The organism is Streptomyces sp. NPDC092370, from assembly GCF_044755265.1.
Lineage (GTDB): Bacteria > Actinomycetota > Actinomycetes > Streptomycetales > Streptomycetaceae > Streptomyces.
The window spans coordinates 414,576-429,467 of the sequence record NZ_JBIVQO010000003.1; the positions used below are offsets into that span (position 1 = coordinate 414,576).

General features: G+C 70.6%; 18 protein-coding genes. 8 read left to right on the forward strand and 10 right to left on the reverse strand.

From position 1 onward, the window contains the following. Positions 1–51 precede the first annotated feature (51 nt). Positions 52–453: an ATP-binding protein gene (locus ACIQHQ_RS13100; RefSeq protein ID WP_402612006.1), complete on the reverse strand. Its 402-nt coding sequence runs from the start codon at positions 451–453 to the stop codon at positions 52–54. A 137-nt stretch (positions 454–590) separates the two neighbouring features. On the opposite strand from ACIQHQ_RS13100, the gene ACIQHQ_RS13105 reads away from it, so the two are divergent. Next, positions 591–1,436 (forward strand): helix-turn-helix domain-containing protein, encoded by an 846-nt coding sequence (locus ACIQHQ_RS13105; RefSeq protein ID WP_402612007.1) that lies wholly within the window; start codon positions 591–593, stop codon positions 1,434–1,436. Next, a complete protein-coding gene (locus ACIQHQ_RS13110; RefSeq protein WP_402612008.1) occupies positions 1,433–1,618 on the forward strand; it encodes a DUF397 domain-containing protein in 186 nt (61 codons plus the stop codon). Before ACIQHQ_RS13105 ends, ACIQHQ_RS13110 begins: the two co-directional genes overlap by 4 nt. A 22-nt stretch (positions 1,619–1,640) precedes the next feature. Here ACIQHQ_RS13110 and ACIQHQ_RS13115 read toward each other — a convergent pair whose 3' ends face one another. After that, the gene (locus tag ACIQHQ_RS13115; protein WP_402612009.1) at positions 1,641–2,783 is read right to left on the reverse strand and encodes a glutathione-independent formaldehyde dehydrogenase; all 1,143 of its coding nucleotides are present in this window, start codon (positions 2,781–2,783) and stop codon (positions 1,641–1,643) included. A gap of 90 nt (positions 2,784–2,873) precedes the next feature. Here ACIQHQ_RS13115 and ACIQHQ_RS13120 point away from each other — a divergent pair, with 90 nt between their 5' ends. The 4 genes from ACIQHQ_RS13120 to ACIQHQ_RS13135 all read left to right on the forward strand — a co-directional run bounded on the left by ACIQHQ_RS13120 (position 2,874) and on the right by ACIQHQ_RS13135 (position 4,831). Continuing rightward, entirely contained in the window at positions 2,874–3,059 is a 186-nt protein-coding gene (locus ACIQHQ_RS13120; RefSeq protein ID WP_033312110.1) for a hypothetical protein, read from the forward strand. Positions 3,060–3,126: 67 nt separating this feature from the next. Continuing rightward, a complete protein-coding gene (locus ACIQHQ_RS13125; RefSeq protein WP_402612010.1) occupies positions 3,127–3,642 on the forward strand; it encodes a YbaK/EbsC family protein in 516 nt (171 codons plus the stop codon). Then, a complete protein-coding gene (locus tag ACIQHQ_RS13130; RefSeq protein WP_402612011.1) occupies positions 3,639–4,484 on the forward strand; it encodes an EamA family transporter in 846 nt (281 codons plus the stop codon). Before ACIQHQ_RS13125 ends, ACIQHQ_RS13130 begins: the two co-directional genes overlap by 4 nt. A gap of 71 nt (positions 4,485–4,555) precedes the next feature. Then, complete coding sequence (locus tag ACIQHQ_RS13135; RefSeq protein WP_402612012.1) at positions 4,556–4,831, forward strand: DUF1876 domain-containing protein; 276 nt, start codon at positions 4,556–4,558, stop codon at positions 4,829–4,831. On the opposite strand, the gene ACIQHQ_RS13140 is transcribed toward ACIQHQ_RS13135, so the two are convergent. The 6 genes from ACIQHQ_RS13140 to ACIQHQ_RS13165 form a co-directional block, all read right to left on the reverse strand. Then, the gene (locus ACIQHQ_RS13140) at positions 4,828–5,991 is read right to left on the reverse strand and encodes a serine hydrolase domain-containing protein (protein ID WP_402612013.1); all 1,164 of its coding nucleotides are present in this window, start codon (positions 5,989–5,991) and stop codon (positions 4,828–4,830) included. The two genes, ACIQHQ_RS13135 and ACIQHQ_RS13140, sit on opposite strands and share 4 nt — an antisense overlap. 42 nt (positions 5,992–6,033) lie before the next feature. Next, entirely contained in the window at positions 6,034–6,480 is a 447-nt protein-coding gene (locus ACIQHQ_RS13145; RefSeq protein WP_402612014.1) for an organic hydroperoxide resistance protein, read from the reverse strand. A gap of 102 nt (positions 6,481–6,582) precedes the next feature. Continuing rightward, positions 6,583–7,044 (reverse strand): MarR family winged helix-turn-helix transcriptional regulator, encoded by a 462-nt coding sequence (locus ACIQHQ_RS13150; protein WP_402612015.1) that lies wholly within the window; start codon positions 7,042–7,044, stop codon positions 6,583–6,585. Positions 7,045–7,054: 10 nt separating this feature from the next. Further along, entirely contained in the window at positions 7,055–7,831 is a 777-nt protein-coding gene (locus tag ACIQHQ_RS13155) for an energy-coupling factor ABC transporter ATP-binding protein (RefSeq protein WP_402612016.1), read from the reverse strand. Further along, positions 7,819–8,580, reverse strand: coding sequence for a cobalt ECF transporter T component CbiQ (gene cbiQ / locus ACIQHQ_RS13160; RefSeq protein ID WP_402612017.1), 762 nt, complete (start codon positions 8,578–8,580; stop codon positions 7,819–7,821). Before cbiQ ends, ACIQHQ_RS13155 begins: the two co-directional genes overlap by 13 nt. Before the next feature lies 1 nt (position 8,581). After that, positions 8,582–9,646, reverse strand: coding sequence for an energy-coupling factor ABC transporter permease (locus ACIQHQ_RS13165; protein WP_402612018.1), 1,065 nt, complete (start codon positions 9,644–9,646; stop codon positions 8,582–8,584). Between the two features lie 168 nt (positions 9,647–9,814). Here ACIQHQ_RS13165 and ACIQHQ_RS13170 point away from each other — a divergent pair, with 168 nt between their 5' ends. Then, entirely contained in the window at positions 9,815–10,180 is a 366-nt protein-coding gene (locus ACIQHQ_RS13170) for an SsgA family sporulation/cell division regulator (RefSeq protein WP_402612019.1), read from the forward strand. A gap of 9 nt (positions 10,181–10,189) precedes the next feature. On the opposite strand, the gene ACIQHQ_RS13175 is transcribed toward ACIQHQ_RS13170, so the two are convergent. Both ACIQHQ_RS13175 and ACIQHQ_RS13180 read right to left on the reverse strand, forming a co-directional pair. Continuing rightward, complete coding sequence (locus ACIQHQ_RS13175) at positions 10,190–11,857, reverse strand: penicillin-binding transpeptidase domain-containing protein (RefSeq protein ID WP_402612020.1); 1,668 nt, start codon at positions 11,855–11,857, stop codon at positions 10,190–10,192. A 96-nt stretch (positions 11,858–11,953) separates the two neighbouring features. Then, entirely contained in the window at positions 11,954–13,585 is a 1,632-nt protein-coding gene (locus tag ACIQHQ_RS13180; protein ID WP_402612021.1) for a penicillin-binding transpeptidase domain-containing protein, read from the reverse strand. Positions 13,586–13,995: 410 nt separating this feature from the next. On the opposite strand from ACIQHQ_RS13180, the gene ACIQHQ_RS13185 reads away from it, so the two are divergent. After that, positions 13,996–14,883, forward strand: coding sequence for a glycoside hydrolase family 16 protein (locus ACIQHQ_RS13185; RefSeq protein ID WP_402612022.1), 888 nt, complete (start codon positions 13,996–13,998; stop codon positions 14,881–14,883). Positions 14,884–14,892 lie beyond the last annotated feature (9 nt).

A 14,892-nucleotide genomic window follows, 5' to 3' on the forward strand; every position in this document is an offset into this window, starting at 1 on the left:
GAGAGACCGGCCGGTGAGGCACCGTGGGGACGGTGCGCCCTCACCGGCCTTTCACCTGGGCACCTCGACTTCGGCCCACACCGTCTTGCGCGGGTGTGGACCCGGCGTCACGCCCCAGCGGCCGGCGAGGGCGGCCACGATGAGGAGGCCACGGCCGCTGCCGGCGTCCGGCACCGGCCGGGTGGGGTGGGGAAGCCGGTCGCCGCGCGTGTCCGTGACCTCGATGCGGAGGGTGCCGCCGACGACGTAGAGCGTCAGCCGGAAGTCCCGGCCGGGTACGCGCCCGTGGGTGGCGGCGTTGGTCGCGAGCTCGGCGACGATCTGCTCGGCCGGGTCCAACGGCACTCCCCACGAGCGGAGTTGCTCGGTGGCGAGGAGCCGGGCGAGCCGGGCTCCCCGGGGTGTGGGGGAGAGCAGAAGGCTGACGTTGCGGACGGTGGTCTCCTGGTTCATGTGACTCAGCGTGGCGGAGTCTGCCTACCGTGATCAGCGACAGCACGTGTGCGTACCACTACTGTCCGGAGCTTGTCTCGTGCTGTCTCGGCTGTCCCGGGCGTTGTACGGGTACGGCTGCGCGATGGAGGTGGGGCATGAACGAGGCTGTCGACGAGGCCGGCTGGGATGTCGAGCCGGGGGACGAGATCGAGCCGCTGGTGCAGGCGGTGGGGAAGCTGCTGAAGGTGTGCCGGGAAGGGGCGGGGATGCGGGTCGCCGAGTTGGGCGAGGTACTCGGCTACGGCGAGGACATGATCCGCAAGATGGAACGGGGGGCGCGGATTCCCCGACCGGAGTGCCTGGACAGGGCGGACCAGGTGCTGAACGCCCAAGGGCATCTGAGGGCGTTCACGAAGGACATGGAGAGGGCTCGGTACCCGAAGAAGGTGCGGGAGCTGGCGCAGTTGGAGGAGCGGGCGGTGGAGATGCTGCTCTACAGCAATCACAACGTCCACGGACTCCTGCAGACGCCGGAGTATGCGAGGGCGCTGTTCGAGATGCGCCAGCCTGCCCTTTCTGCCGACGTGATCGAGCGGGAGAGCGCCGCACGCATGGCCCGCAAGGCTGTCTTCGAGCGGGATCCTGCCCCGGATCTCAGTTTTGTCCAGGAACAGGTGACGCTCGAACGGCCACTCGGGGGCAAGATGGTGTTGCGCCGCCAACTCGAACACCTGCTGGAGGTGGCCAAGTTGCGGAACGTGGCGCTCCAAGTCATGCCGACCGATCGGGACGAGCACGCGGGTACGCAGGGCCTGATCGAGGTGCTGAAGTTCGCTGACGGCACGGCCATCGGGCGGTCCGAGGGCGCGTTCAACGGCCGCCCGGTCTCAAGTCCCCGCGATCTACGGGTCCTTGAACTGCGCTATGGCATGATCCGGGCGCAGGCTCTCACGCCAAGGGAGTCGCAGACCTTTATCGAGCAAGTGCTGGGGAGACTATGAGCACGCCGGAACTCCACTGGTTCAAGAGCAGCTACAGCAGTAGCAGCGAACCCGGCGACTGCGTAGAGGTCGCCCACACCCCCGCCGCGACCCACATCCGTGACTCCAAGATCCCAGGGACTCCCCACGTGACGGTCGTCTCCGCCACGTGGGAGTCGTTCCTCGCGTACGTCACCGAGTGACTGTCGGCCGACCCGGGCTTTCCTACGCTGCCTGGGGGTGGAGGACCACCTTCGTGTAGCCCTCGACGCGCTTGTCGAACTTCTCGTATGCCGACGGGGCCTGGTCGAGCGGCAGTTCGTGCGAGACGACGAAGCTGGGCTTCGCGCGATCCTCGATGATCATGTCCCGCAGGTGCCGGTTGTACCGCTTGACGTTGCACTGCCCGGTGCCCATGCGGAGCCCCTTCTCGAAGAGGCGCCCGATGGAGACCATCAGCATGCCCTTCTTGGCCTGCTCGTCCGGACCGCCCGGGTCGCTCGGGACGTAGAGGCCGGGGATGCCGAGCGCACCTGTAGGCCGGACCGTCTCGACGAGGGAGTTCAGCACGACCGCCGGTTCCTCACGGTCCTCGCCCTGCGCCTGGGCCTGGTAGCCCACGGCGTCGATTCCCTTGTCGGTCCCTTCGCCGCCGGTCTGTTCCTTGATCTGCTCCGCCGGGTTGCCCTGGGTGAAGTCGATCGGGACCGCGCCGATCTCCTCGGCCTTCTGGAGACGTTCCGCAACCCGGTCGACCACGAACACCTTGCTCGCACCGCGCAGCATCGCGGAGTAGGCGGCCATCAGCCCGACCGGCCCGGCGCCGTACACGGCGACCGTGTCACCGGGGCGCACGTCGGCCAGTTCGTTGCCGTGGTACCCCGTCGGGAAGATGTCCGCGAGCAGGACGAAATCGGCCTCCTGCTCCGTGCCCTCCGGGAGCTTCAGGCAGTTGAAGTCGGCGTACGGGACCCGTACGTACTCCGCCTGGCCTCCGGTGTAGGGCCCCATCGCGACGTAGCCGTAGGCGCCGCCGGCGAAGCCCGGGTTCACCGTCAGGCAGAAGCCCGTGAAGCCCGCCGAGCAGTTCTTGCAGAACCCGCAGGCGACATTGAACGGCATGACCACCCGGTCGCCCTTGCTGAGGGTGGTGACCCCCTCTCCTGTCTCCTCGACGACGCCGAGGTTCTCGTGGCCGAACACGATGCCCGGCTCCGCGGCCGTGCGGCCCTCGTACATGTGCAGGTCGGAGCCGCAGATGGCCGTTGACGTGACCCGGACGAGCACATCGTTCGGGTGTTGAATCCGTGGATCCTCCACTTGCTCTATCGCTACCTCGAAGGGGCCCTTATATACAACAGCCCTCATCGTCAAGCACCTCCATCTGTGCCGTGGCTCATATACCAGGCTGGTGCATGATGAGATGATTTGCACCCAGAGGAGAGAGGAAGCAGGGCTTTGTCACGACGTATCGGCACCCTTCTCGTGGCGGTCTCCGGACTGTCCGGCACCACCTACCCGGTCGGGACCCGCGTGGCCATCCAGGGCACCGGCGGTTCCGTCGACGGCTTCGTCGACGGCGACTGGCTGCCGCTCGCCTGGTGGGAGTTCGCGGACGTCCGGCCGGAGGACGCCGCCGGCTGAACCGGACCGGGGCAGCGCGCCGATACCGCCTCGCATGCCCCGTACACGTACCGCTAGCGTGCACGGCATGACGACGACAGCCGCCACTGACGCCGAGAACTCCGGAGCACATCCCCGTTTCGCCGAGGCCCTGCGGGAGCTCGGGCTCGGGGACCTCGTGCGGCGGGTCCGCCGCTTCCCGGACGCCACCCGTACCGCCGCCGAGGCCGCCGCCGCGATCGGGTGCGAGCTGAGCCAGATCTGCAAGTCGCTGATCTTCGCTGCGGACGGGGCGCCCGTGCTCGTGCTGATGGACGGCGCCTCCCGGGTGGACCTCGAACTCGTCCGCAAGGAGCTCGGCGCGGACAAGGTCACCCGGGCCAAGGTGGACGTCGTGCGGGAGACCACCGGGTACGCCATCGGCGGCGTGCCGCCCTTCGGGCACCGCACCAGGACCCGCGTGCTCGCCGACCGGTCCCTGCTGGAGCACGACGTCGTCTGGGCCGCGGCCGGGACGCCGTACACCGTCTTCCCCATGGCCCCCGCGGACCTCGTCACCCACGCCGACGGCATCCTGGTGGACGTGCGCGAGCGCACCCCGTGACACCCCTGGTCACCGCTGCCGTCCTGCTCGCCGCCGTCACCCACGCCGGCTGGAACGCCCTCGCCCACAAGATCACCGACAAGCTGGCAGGCTTCGCGCTGATCTCGGGCGGGGGCGTTGCCATCGGGCTGGCACTCGCGCCCTTCGTGGCCTTCCCGGCAGCCCGGGCCTGGCCGTATCTGCTCGCCTCCGCCGCCGTTCACATCGCCTACTACGCCCTGGTGATGAAATCCTTCCGGCTGGGCGACTTCGGGCAGGCCTACCCCATCGCCCGGGGCACCGCGCCCCTCGTCGTGACCCTGCTCGCCGCCCTCTTCGCACACGAGGTGCCCGACGGGTGGGCCGCCGCCGGGATCGCCCTGTCCTGCGCGGGGCTGACCGGCGTCGCCCTGTGGGGACTGCGGGGCCGGCGGCCCGACTGGGCGGCGATCGGGGCGGCCCTCGCGACCGGGCTGACCATAGCGGTGTACACCGTCGTCGACGGGCTGGGCGTGCGGGCCTCCGGGTCCTCCCTGGGCTACATCGTCTGGCTGATGACGGTCCAGGGGGTCGCCGTCCCGGCATACGCCGTGTGGCGTTGGCGCGGGCGGACCGTCGCCCTGCTGCGGCCGTTCGCCGGAGTCGGGCTGCTCGGCGCCGCGCTGTCCGTCGTCGCCTACGCCCTCGTCCTGTGGGCCCAGGCCAGGGCCGAACTCGCCCCCGTCGCGGCCCTGCGCGAGTCGTCGGTCATCGTGGGCGCGGCGATCGGGGCCGTCTTCTTCAAGGAGCGGTTCGGGGCTCCGAGGATCGCGGCGGCCGGGTTGCTGGTCGTCGGGATCGGGCTGATGCTGCACGCCGGGTAGGGGCCGCCGGACGGGTGCGTCCGGGCGGTGCGAGGAGCACCCTGGAACTAAGCGTTCCGGAGGTGATCGTCATGATGCACACCACAGTCGGGTGGCACGTCGAGATGGAGTTCACGGAGGACGAGCAGCACACGCGAGCCGTAGCGATGGTCCGCCTGCCCGACGGCACCGAGGTACGGGCGCGCGGGCACGCCAGCCGGCACCGGACCGACGCCAATCAGCCGAGGGTGGGGGAGGAGATCGCCGGGGCCCGGGCGCTCAACGAACTCGCCATGGCGTTGCTGAGCAAGGCCCACGAGGAGATCGACCAGGCGTCCGGGCGGACTTCCCACCCCATCCACGTCTAGAGGCCCAGCACTCCCCGTACCGCCCGCACCAGCCCCTGCGCCCGCGGGTCCGCCGTCACCGTCTTGCGGAAGCCGTTGGTGACGTAGCCGAAGGCGATTCCGGTCTCCGGGTCGGCGAAGCCGAGGGCGCCGCCGCGGCCCGGGTGGCCGAAGGAACCCGGGGTGAGGAAGGGCGAGGCGCTGCCGTGCAGCATGTAGCCGAGGCCGAAGCGGGTGCCGACCATCAGGACCCGGTCGGGGCCCGCCGCCTCCTCGGCACGGGCCAGTTCCACCGTCTGTGGCGTGAAGAGGCGTGCGGCGCCGGCCGTCTCGCCGATCAGGGTCGCGTAGAAGCGGGCCAGTCCGTCCGCCGTCGCCATGGCGTTCGTCGCGGGGAGGGCGCTCGCGCGGTAGGCGGGGTCGTTCTGGTCCGGGAACGGGGAGATCGCGGCGAAGGCCCGGCGCGTCAGGGAGGCCGGGTCCTCGTAGGCCTCGGTGACCGAGCGCTTCGGCCGGGCGCGCAGGCCCCCGGCCGGTTCGGCTCCCTCGACGCGGCCCACCCGCCCGACCCGGCCGGCCTCCGACTCCGGAAGACCGAGCCAGAGGTCCAGGCCCAGCGGGCCGGTGACCTGGGAGGCGAGCCACTCCCCGGTGCTCTGCCCGGTCACGCGCCGCGCGAGTTCGTCGAGCAGCCAGCCGTAGGTGAGCGCGTGGTAGCCGTGGTCGGTGCCGGGCTCCCACGCGGGGGCCTGCGCGGCGACCGCCTCCGGGCCACGCAGCGGGTCGAGGGCCTCCTGCGGGGTGAGCGGCCGGTCGAGGACGGGCAGCCCGGCGCGGTGGTTCAGCACGTGCCGGACCAGCACCCGCTCCTTGCCCCGCGCCTTGAACTCGGGCCAGTAGTGCCCCACCGGCGCGTCCAGGTCGAGCTGCCCGCGCTGGTGCAACAGCAGGAGGACGGCGGCGGCGACCCCCTTGGTCGCCGAGCGCACGACCTGGGCGGTGCCGCGCTCCCAGGGAGCCGTGCCGTCGACGTCCTTGGTGCCGCCCCACAGATCGACGACCTTCCGCCCGTCCCGGTAGACGGCGACAGCGGCGCCCCGGTCGCCGAGCGTTTCGAAGTTCCGTACGAACGCGTCCCTCACCGGCTCGAAGCCCTCGGCCACTGTGCCGTGCACGTCCACGCCCGTACTCCTCGTCTCGCCGCTGTGCTCGTGATGCCCTCCCTAGCCAAGCAGGATGGTCACGTCGATGTTCCCGCGGGTCGCGTTCGAGTACGGGCAGACCTCGTGGGCGGCGTCCACCAGCTTGGTCGCGAGGTGGGGGTCGACGACCGGCAGGGAGACGCTGAGGGCGACCGCGAGGCCGTAACCGCGCTGTCGGTTGGGGCCGAGGCCGACCTTCGCGGAGACCGTGGAGCCGGTCAGGTCGTAGCCCTCGCGGTTGCCGACGAGGATCAGGGCGTTGTGGAAGCAGGAGCTGTAGCCGGCCGCGAAGAGCTGTTCCGGGTTGGTGCCGTTGCCGTCGCCGCCGAGCTGCGGGGGCATCGCCACCCTGAGGTCGAGCTGACCGTCCTGGCTGGTGACGTAGCCGTCGCGACCGCCGTGCGCGGTGGCCTCCGCCACGAACATGATCTTCGTCGGGCGGGTGTCGACGGCGGGGCCGTCAGTCATGCTGTCCTCCCCCGGAACCAGGTGTGCACCAACACATCGTGCACAAGGTACTGACCGGTAACCCCTCGGTCGTGCCCAGGGGGTGGCAACCGCGGGTAACCCTCAGCGGGCCCGGTCCGCCGCCGACTCCGCCCGCTCCGCCAGGCGCCACAGCTCCGTACGCAGCCGCCCGGCCTCCGCCGCGTCCAGCCCCGTCGCCGTGAGCAGCGCGCCGGGCACCCGCCCCGCCCGCTCCCGCAGCTCCTCCCCGCGCCCGGTCACGGCCACGAGCACCGACCGCTCGTCCCGCGCCGACCGCTCACGCCGGACGAGACCGGCTCCCTCCAGGCGCTTCAGCAGCGGGGACACCGTGCCGTAGTCGAGACGGAGAGCCGCGGCCAGTTCCTTGACCGTCGTCTCGCCGCGCTCCCAGAGGGCCAGCAGCACCAGATACTGCGGGTAGGTGAGGCCCAGCTCGTCGAGGAGCGGGCGGTACGCCGCCGTCACCGCGCGCTGGGCGGCGTACAGCGCGAAGCACAGCTGCTCGTCCAGCAGCGGTGATCCGTCGCTCTCCTCGTTCGTCACGCGCCCATTGTCACGGACGGGCCCCAGCCGCCGGGACGGAACGCGGATCGAAACCGAATGGCAGCTCCAGACGGTGGGCCCGCATCAGCTCCTCGTCCGAGAGCAGTGCGCCGGTCGGACCGTCGGCCGCGATCACCCCGTCGCTGAGGATCAGGGAGCGCGAGCACAGCTCCAGGGCGTAGGGGAGGTCGTGCGTGACCATCAGCACGGTCACGTCCAGGGAGCGCAGGATGTCCGCCAGCTCGCGGCGGGAGGCGGGGTCGAGGTTGGAGGAGGGCTCGTCCAGCACGAGGATCTCCGGCTCCATCGCCAGCACGGTCGCGACGGCCACGCGGCGGCGCTGCCCGAAGGACAGGTGGTGCGGCGGGCGGTCCTTGAACCCCGCCATGCCGACCCGCTCCAGGGCCCGCTCCACGCGCTCCTCCAGCTCGGGCCCCTTCACTCCGGCCGCCGCCGGCCCGAACGCCACGTCCTCCCGGACCGTCGGCATGAACAGCTGGTCGTCCGGGTCCTGGAAGACGATGCCGACCCGGCGCCTGACCTCGGCCATGTTGCGCTTGTCCACGGGCAGCCCGGCGACCTTCACCGTGCCGGCGCCGCCGGTCAGGATGCCGTTGAGGTGGAGTACGAGGGTCGTCTTGCCGGCGCCGTTCGGCCCGAGCAGCGCGACCCGCTCGCCGCGGGCGATCGAGAAGTCGACACCGAAGAGGGCCTGGTGCCCGTCGGGGTAGGCGAAGGCCAGTCCGGCCACGTCGAGTGAAGGGGTCGCATCGGTCACAGGGTCCATCCCAGCAGACAGACGAGGAGGGCGGCGCAGGGGAGGGCGAGGGCGTACGACCACTGCGCCCGGGACGCGGTCACCTCGTCGATGACGGGCATGGAGCCGGCGTATCCGCGGCTGACCATGGCCAGGTGTACCCGCTCGCCGCGCTCGTAGGAGCGGATGAACAGCGCGCCCGCCGACTTCGCGAGCACACCCCAGTGCTTCACGCCACTGGCTTCGAAGCCGCGTGACTCCCGGGCGATCCGCATGCGCCGCATCTCGTCGGTGATGACATCGCCGTAGCGGATCATGAAGGACGCGATCTGCACCAGGAGCGGCGGGAGCTTGAGGCGCTGGAGGCCGAGGAGCAGTTCGCGGAGTTCGGTCGTGGCGGCCAGCAGCACCGAGGCCGCGACACCGAGGGTGCCCTTGGCGAGCACGTTCCAGGCGCCCCACAGACCGTTGACGCTCAGGGACAGGCCGAGGACGTCGACCCGTTCGCCCTCCGCCACGAACGGCATCAGCACCGCGAACGCGACGAACGGCACCTCGATCAGCAGCCGCCTGAGAAGGAACGCCGCGGGCACACGCGCGACGTAGGCGACGGCCCCGAGCAGGACCGCGTACAGGCCGAACGCCCACATCGCCTCGCGCGGTGTCGACACCACGACCACCACGAAGGCGAACACGGCCGCGAGTTTGGTGTGCGGCGGCAGGCCGTGCACGGGCGAGTGCCCGTGCCGGTACAGCTTGTGCGCGTGCCCGGCTCCCACGTCAGACGCTCGTCATGCTCGTCGTGTCCGACGGGGAGGTGTCGTCCGTACGGCGGCGGCGCACGGCCCAGAACACGCCGGTGCCCGCCACCACCGTGACGCCCACACCGATCACGCCCGCAAGCCCCCCGGACAGGCGGGCGTCGTCGACGTCCTCGACGCCGTAGTCGGCGAGCGGGGAGCCGGCGACGGCGTGCTCCTCGGCCTTCTTGTCGATGCCGTGGTCGGCGGCGACCTTCTCCAGCCCGTCGGGGCTCGCGGAGGCGTAGAAGCTGACGAACCCGGCCAGTACGAGGGAGGCGACCAGGCCGGCGGCCCACACCTTGCGGTGCGAGGTCCGGGCGGCCACCGGGGCGGGCGCGGGCTCGGCCTCGGGGGCGTCGACCAGTTCGCCGTTCACCCGCAGCTTGAGCTTCTGCGTCAGCCCCCGCGCTCCGTACACCAGGTCCGGGCGTACGGCGATGACCGAGCCGACGGTCAGGGCGGTGATCGCGGCCTCGCCGATGCCGATCAGGACGTGCACGCCGATCATGGCGGTGGCGACCTTGCCGATCGACACGTCGGTGGTGCCGCCGACCGCGTACATCAGCGTGAAGGCCAGCGCGGCGGCCGGCACGGAGATCAGGGCGGCGACGAAGGAGGCCGCGGTGACCGACCGGCGGGTGCGGGGCAGCACCTTGACCAGGCCGCGGAAGAGGGCGTAGGCGACGACCGTGGTCACGATCGCCATGTTGGTGATGTTCACGCCCAGCGCGGTCAGGCCGCCGTCCGCGAAGAGGATGCCCTGCATCAGCAGGACGACGGACACGCACAGCACCCCGGTGTACGGGCCGACGAGTATCGCCGCCAGCGCACCGCCGAGCAGATGGCCGCTGGTCCCCGCCGCGACGGGGAAGTTCAGCATCTGCACCGCGAAGATGAAGGCCGCGACAAGCCCGGCCAGCGGCGCGGTGCGCTCGTCGAGTTCGCGGCGTGCGCCGCGCAGGCTCACGGCGACGGCGCCCGCGGCGATCACACCGGTGGCTGCTGAGGTGGGCGCGTTGATGAATCCGTCAGGTACATGCACCGTTCGATGATGTGGCTTGATGCGAACAGTTTGCAAGAGCGTGCCGCTCGTTTTATCTCACCCGTGATATATGCACCTCAAGGGGCGCAATCCGGAAATTATGCGACATTGGAGGGGGAGTGGACGCAGAGTTTCCACTCGGAACGCGCACGGTGAAGGGGCTGTCCGATGTCCGTAGTCGAGCAGTACGCGCGAGCCCACATCGTCTCGGACGCGGCCGTCCCGCTCGTCGACGAGTTGGAGGCGGTTCCGGTCACCCTGCGCTACGACCCCGACCACGATCCCCGGTCGGTGCGCATGGTGCTGCCCGGTGCGGGGGGCGGCGAATGGACCTTCCGCCGCGAACTCCTGGAGGAGGGCCTGCGGGCCCCCGCGGGCAGCGGCGAAGTGCGGGTGTGGCCCTGCGGCCGGGTGCAGGTCGTGGTGGAGTTCCACTCGCCGCAGGGCGTTTCGGTCGTGCAGTTCGAGCAGCAGGCGCTGCTGCGGTTCCTGCGGCGGACGTACACGGCCGCCGCGGAACCGGTGACGCACTGACCCCGGGGCTCAGCCGCCCGCCTTCAGCAGCGCCGCCACGATCGGACCGGCCGTCGAACCGCCGTGCCCGCCCTGCTGGACCACGCCCGCGGCGGCCAGGTCGCCCCGGTAGGCCGTGAACCACCCGTTCGGCTTCTTCTGCCCGTCGACCTCGGCCGACCCGGTCTTCGCGCCGACGTCACCGCCGACCCCGGCCATCGCCTCCGCGGCCGTGCCGTACGCGGCCGTGTACGACATCAGTTCACGCAGCGCGGACAGGATGCCCGCGGACATCGTGCGCGAGGCCTTCGCCAGCCCGCGCCCGTCCACCTCCGGGGAGACCAGGTAGGGCTGGTGGAACGTGCCGGCCTTGACCGTCGCCGACACCGACGCCATGTTCAGCGGGTTCATGCGGACTCCGCCCTGCCCGATCAGCGAGGCCCCCATCTGGGCCGCCGACTGCACCGGCACCGCGCCGTCGAAGGACGGCACACCGATCGCCCAGTTGTTCAGCCCCAGACCGAAGACCTGCTGGGCCTGCTTGGTCAGGTCGTCGTTCTTCAGCTTCGGCGCCTGGCTGATGAAGGCCGTGTTGCAGGAGCGGGCGAAGCTCGCCTTGAAGGTGCCGTTCTTGATCTCGAACTTGTCGTCGTTCTGGAACTTCCAGTGGCCGTACGTGAAGTACTTCGGGCACGGGTGCTTCTTGTCCGCCGAGGCCAGGCCCTTTTCGAGCAGCAGCGAGGAGGTGATGACCTTCATCGTGGAGCCGGGGGCCAGGGAGCCCTGGAAGGCGGTGTTGAAGCCGGGGGAGGCGTTGGCGGCGGCCAGGATCTCGCCGGTCGACACCCGCACCACGGCCACCGACGACCGGGCCTTCTTCGCGACCTGTCGCTCGGCGGCGGCCTGGAGCGCCGGGTCCAGCGTGGTCCTCACCGTGCCCGGTGTGCCCTCGCTCAGCTCCAGCAGGGTCTTGTCCGAGAGGTCCTTCGCCTTGGCGGCCTTCCCGCGCACCACGCGCAGTTCGATACCGGCCTTGCCACCGGCCTCCTTGCCGTACTTCTCGCGCAGTCCGTCCAGGACCGGGCCGATCGAGGCGTACTTCTTGGTGGTCAGCTCACCGCCGTCCCGGTCGAGGGCCTTGACCGGGGGTGTGCCCGCCTCGCCGGTGACCAGCTCGTCACCGTCCTTGAGGTCCGGGTGGACCACCGTCGAGTGCCAGTCGACCAGGGGCTTGCCGTCGCTGGTGCGGCGCATGACGGTCAGCGCGCTGTCGTACGTCAGCGGCTTCTCGGTGCCCTTGTACGCCACCGTGGCCTTGACGGTGAACGGCACCTTGTCACCGGCGGGCGTGCCCGGGGTGAGGGTGACGTCCTCGATGTGGGCGTCCTTGGTGTAGCCGGTGAGCAGCTGCCGGGCCGCGGAGGGGGCGTCGGTGGCGGCGGCGGCCTGGGGGACCTTGCCGGACTCCCAGGCGGTGAGGAAGGCACGGGCGGTGGTGGTGACCTCGGCCGACGACAGCGGGCCGGTCTTCACCTCGGGCTTCCGGTCCGGGGCCCGCGTCCCGTCGTCGGCAGCGGCCCCGCTGCCGAACAGCGCGTAGGCGCCGAATCCGGCGCCGCCGACGACCACGGCGATCATCCCGCCGATCACGGCGGGTCTCGTCTTCCGTCGCTCGGCGACGCGCCTTCTGTTGCCCACTGCTGTTCGTTCCTCCGCGAATCCCCAGGGTCACCGTTGCCCTCGGCTGTCCCAACGACGGCCACCACCCTAGAGTCCCGTCCCGCGCAGGTGAGATCAGCCACCCGTTCGTAGCACGGCTGCGACAATCGGCCCGGCCGCGTCCCCGCCGTGTCCACCCTCCTCGGTCATGGCCGCCGCCGCGATGTCGTTGCGGAAGCCGGTGAACCAGCTGTTGGACTTGGCGTTGCCGTCCACCTCGGCCGAACCGGTCTTGGCGCCGATGTCGCCGCCGAGTCCGGCCATGGCCTGCATGGCCGTGCCCTGCGTGGCGGTGAGCCGCATCATCTGCTTGAGCTGGGCGGCGGTGCTCGCCCGCAGGCCCCGGGCCCGGGCCGGCTCGCGGCCGTCCAGTTCGGGCGAGACGAGGTAGGGCTGGCGGAAGGTGCCGGTGATCGCGGTCGCGGTCACCGAGGCCATGTTCAGCGGGCTCATCTGGACCTGGCCCTGCCCGATGGCGCCCGCCGCCCGGTCCGGCCCGTCGACCGCGGGGACCCGGCCGTCGAAGGAGACGATGCCGGTCTTCCAGTTGTCCTGCCCCAGCCCGAAGCGCTCCTCGGCCTCCTGGGTCAGCGAGGCGTCCGTGAGCGGCTTCTCGTCGATGAGCTTGATGAAGGCGGTGTTGCAGGACCGCATGAAGCTGCCCGCGAGCGTGGCGTTCTCGTCGGGCTTCATGTTCGTGAGGTTCTTGAACGTCTGGCTCTGCCACACGGCGGTGTCGGGGCAGGGCGCCGGACCGTTCATCGAGGTCACGCCGTTGTCGATGAGCATCGCGGCGGTGATGATCTTCATGGTGGAGCCGGGCGCCGCCTGGCCTTCGAAGGCCGCGTTGAAGCCGTCCGTGCGGTTGTTGGCCACGGCCAGCACCTCCCCGGTGCTCGGCTTGACGGCCACCACCGACGACTGGGCGAACCGTTTGACCGCCTTCTCGGCCGCCGCCTGCGCGTTCGGGCTGATCGTGGTGGTGAGCTTGCCCGGCTCGCCCTCGGCGAGGGTGAGCAGCGGGGTGTCGGGAGCGCCGTCGCCGTCGTGCCGGACGACCAGCTCGATGCCGGGGGTGCCACCGGCCTTCTCACCGTACTTGTCGCGCAGGGCGTCCAGGACCGGGCCGAGGGAGGGGTACTTCTCCTTCGTCAGCACGGAGCCGTCGCGGCCCACGGCCTCGATGGGCGGGGTGGCCGACTGCTCGGTGACGAGGGTGTCGTCCTTCTTCAACCCGGGGTGCACGACGGAGGGTTGCCAGTCCACGAGCGCCCGCCCGGTGGTCAGCCCGCGCACGACCTTCAGCTTGCTCCGATAGGTCAGCGGCTTGGACTTCCCGTCGTAGGACACCGTCGCCTTCACCGTGTACGGCACGGTCGTGCCCTGCGCCGCACCAGGCGTGATCTTCACGCCGGTGATGTGCGCGTCGTCACCGAAGGCGGTGAGCAGCCGCTCGGCGGCCGCGTCGTTGTTCGTGTACGACGCCGCCGTCGCGGCCGCGCCCGTCTGCCAGGCCGCGAAGAACGTGGCCGTGGTCTCCTTGACCTCGTCCTTGCCGGGCGGCCCCGTTCTCTTCCCCGCGGGCGCCCCGCCGGCGCCGCCGTCACCGTTCAGCGCGCCGATGACGTTGTAGGCCCCGTAGCCGGCACCGCCCACCATCACCGCGAACACCCCGCCTATGACAGCGGCTTTGACCCCCTTGCCCATGGGGCGATCCCTCCCCGTTGGGCCCCACGCGATCCTTTGAACGCGTTCAGAAGGCCCGGTCCCGGCAGCACTCTATGCGCAAGCGGTTACTGCCGGGCAGGGAGTTGCGATTTTTGGCGGGTCAACCCCGGGTGTCCGGCCATATCCGCGACCGCCGGTCGTCGATCGGCAACGGCCTGGCCGGCGTCACGGCGGTCGGCCGGTCCCGGGTGGAGTCCCCGGCCGCCGCGGCTCCCGGGACCCACCATCCCGACCGCCTTGGGCCGTTCGGGTGAACGGGCGGTATTCCACCCAAACCGATCTTCTGACGATGCTTCACTGACCGTGGTCCGCCAGGTCGGGCGTCGGACGCCTTCTGTCCTCCCAGGAAAGGCACATGACTCATGCTCAGACTCGTTCCGCTCTCGCGAATGAGGTGCGCTGCCGGCCTCGTCGCCTTCGGGCTGCTGTGCGCGGCCCTCGTCCTCCTCCCGGCCCCACGAGCGGCCGCCCAGCCCGTCGTCGGCCCGGCGCTGTTCGACGACTTCAACTACACCGGTTACACCGACCCGTCGCTCACGCAGCACGGCTGGACCCTGCGGTCCGGTCAGGGCGGTCCGGGTGTGCCCGGCGCCACGTGGAAGCCGCAGAACTTCTCCTTCACCACCGAGTCCGGCAATTCGCTCATAACGATGCGTTCCGGCACCAACGGCACGGCTGCCGGTACCGAGCACACCGAGATCTACCAGCAGCGCAAGTTCCTGTACGGCACCTATGCCGCGCGGGTCCGCTTCAGCGACGTGCCGAGCTACGGACCGGACGGCGACCGCATGGTCCAGACGTTCTTCGCCATCTCGCCGCTGAACTACCCGATGGACCCGTCCTACAGCGAACTCGACTTCGAGTACCTGCCCAACGGCGGATGGGACATCCCCGGCAGCGCGCTGCTCGCCAGTTCCTGGGAAACGTACTCGGAGGACCCGCCTCAGGAGGAGCACGTCACCACCCAGGAGCGCGCGAGCTTCGCCGGCTGGCACGACCTGGTCATCACGGTCGACAGCACTGCCGTCACCTACTACATCGACGGTCGGCACTTCGCCACGCACAGCGATCCGTACCTGCCCGAGTCGACGATGAGCATCCGCTTCAACCACTGGCTGATCAACCTGACGGGGATCAACAGCCGCAAGACACGCGCGTACGAGGAGAAGATCGACTACGTGTACTTCGCCCAGGACCAGGTGCTCACCCCGGCCGAGGTGCTCACCGTCGTCGCCGACTACCGGGCCCGGGGGGTGACCTTCGAAGACACCGTCTGATCCGCCCGC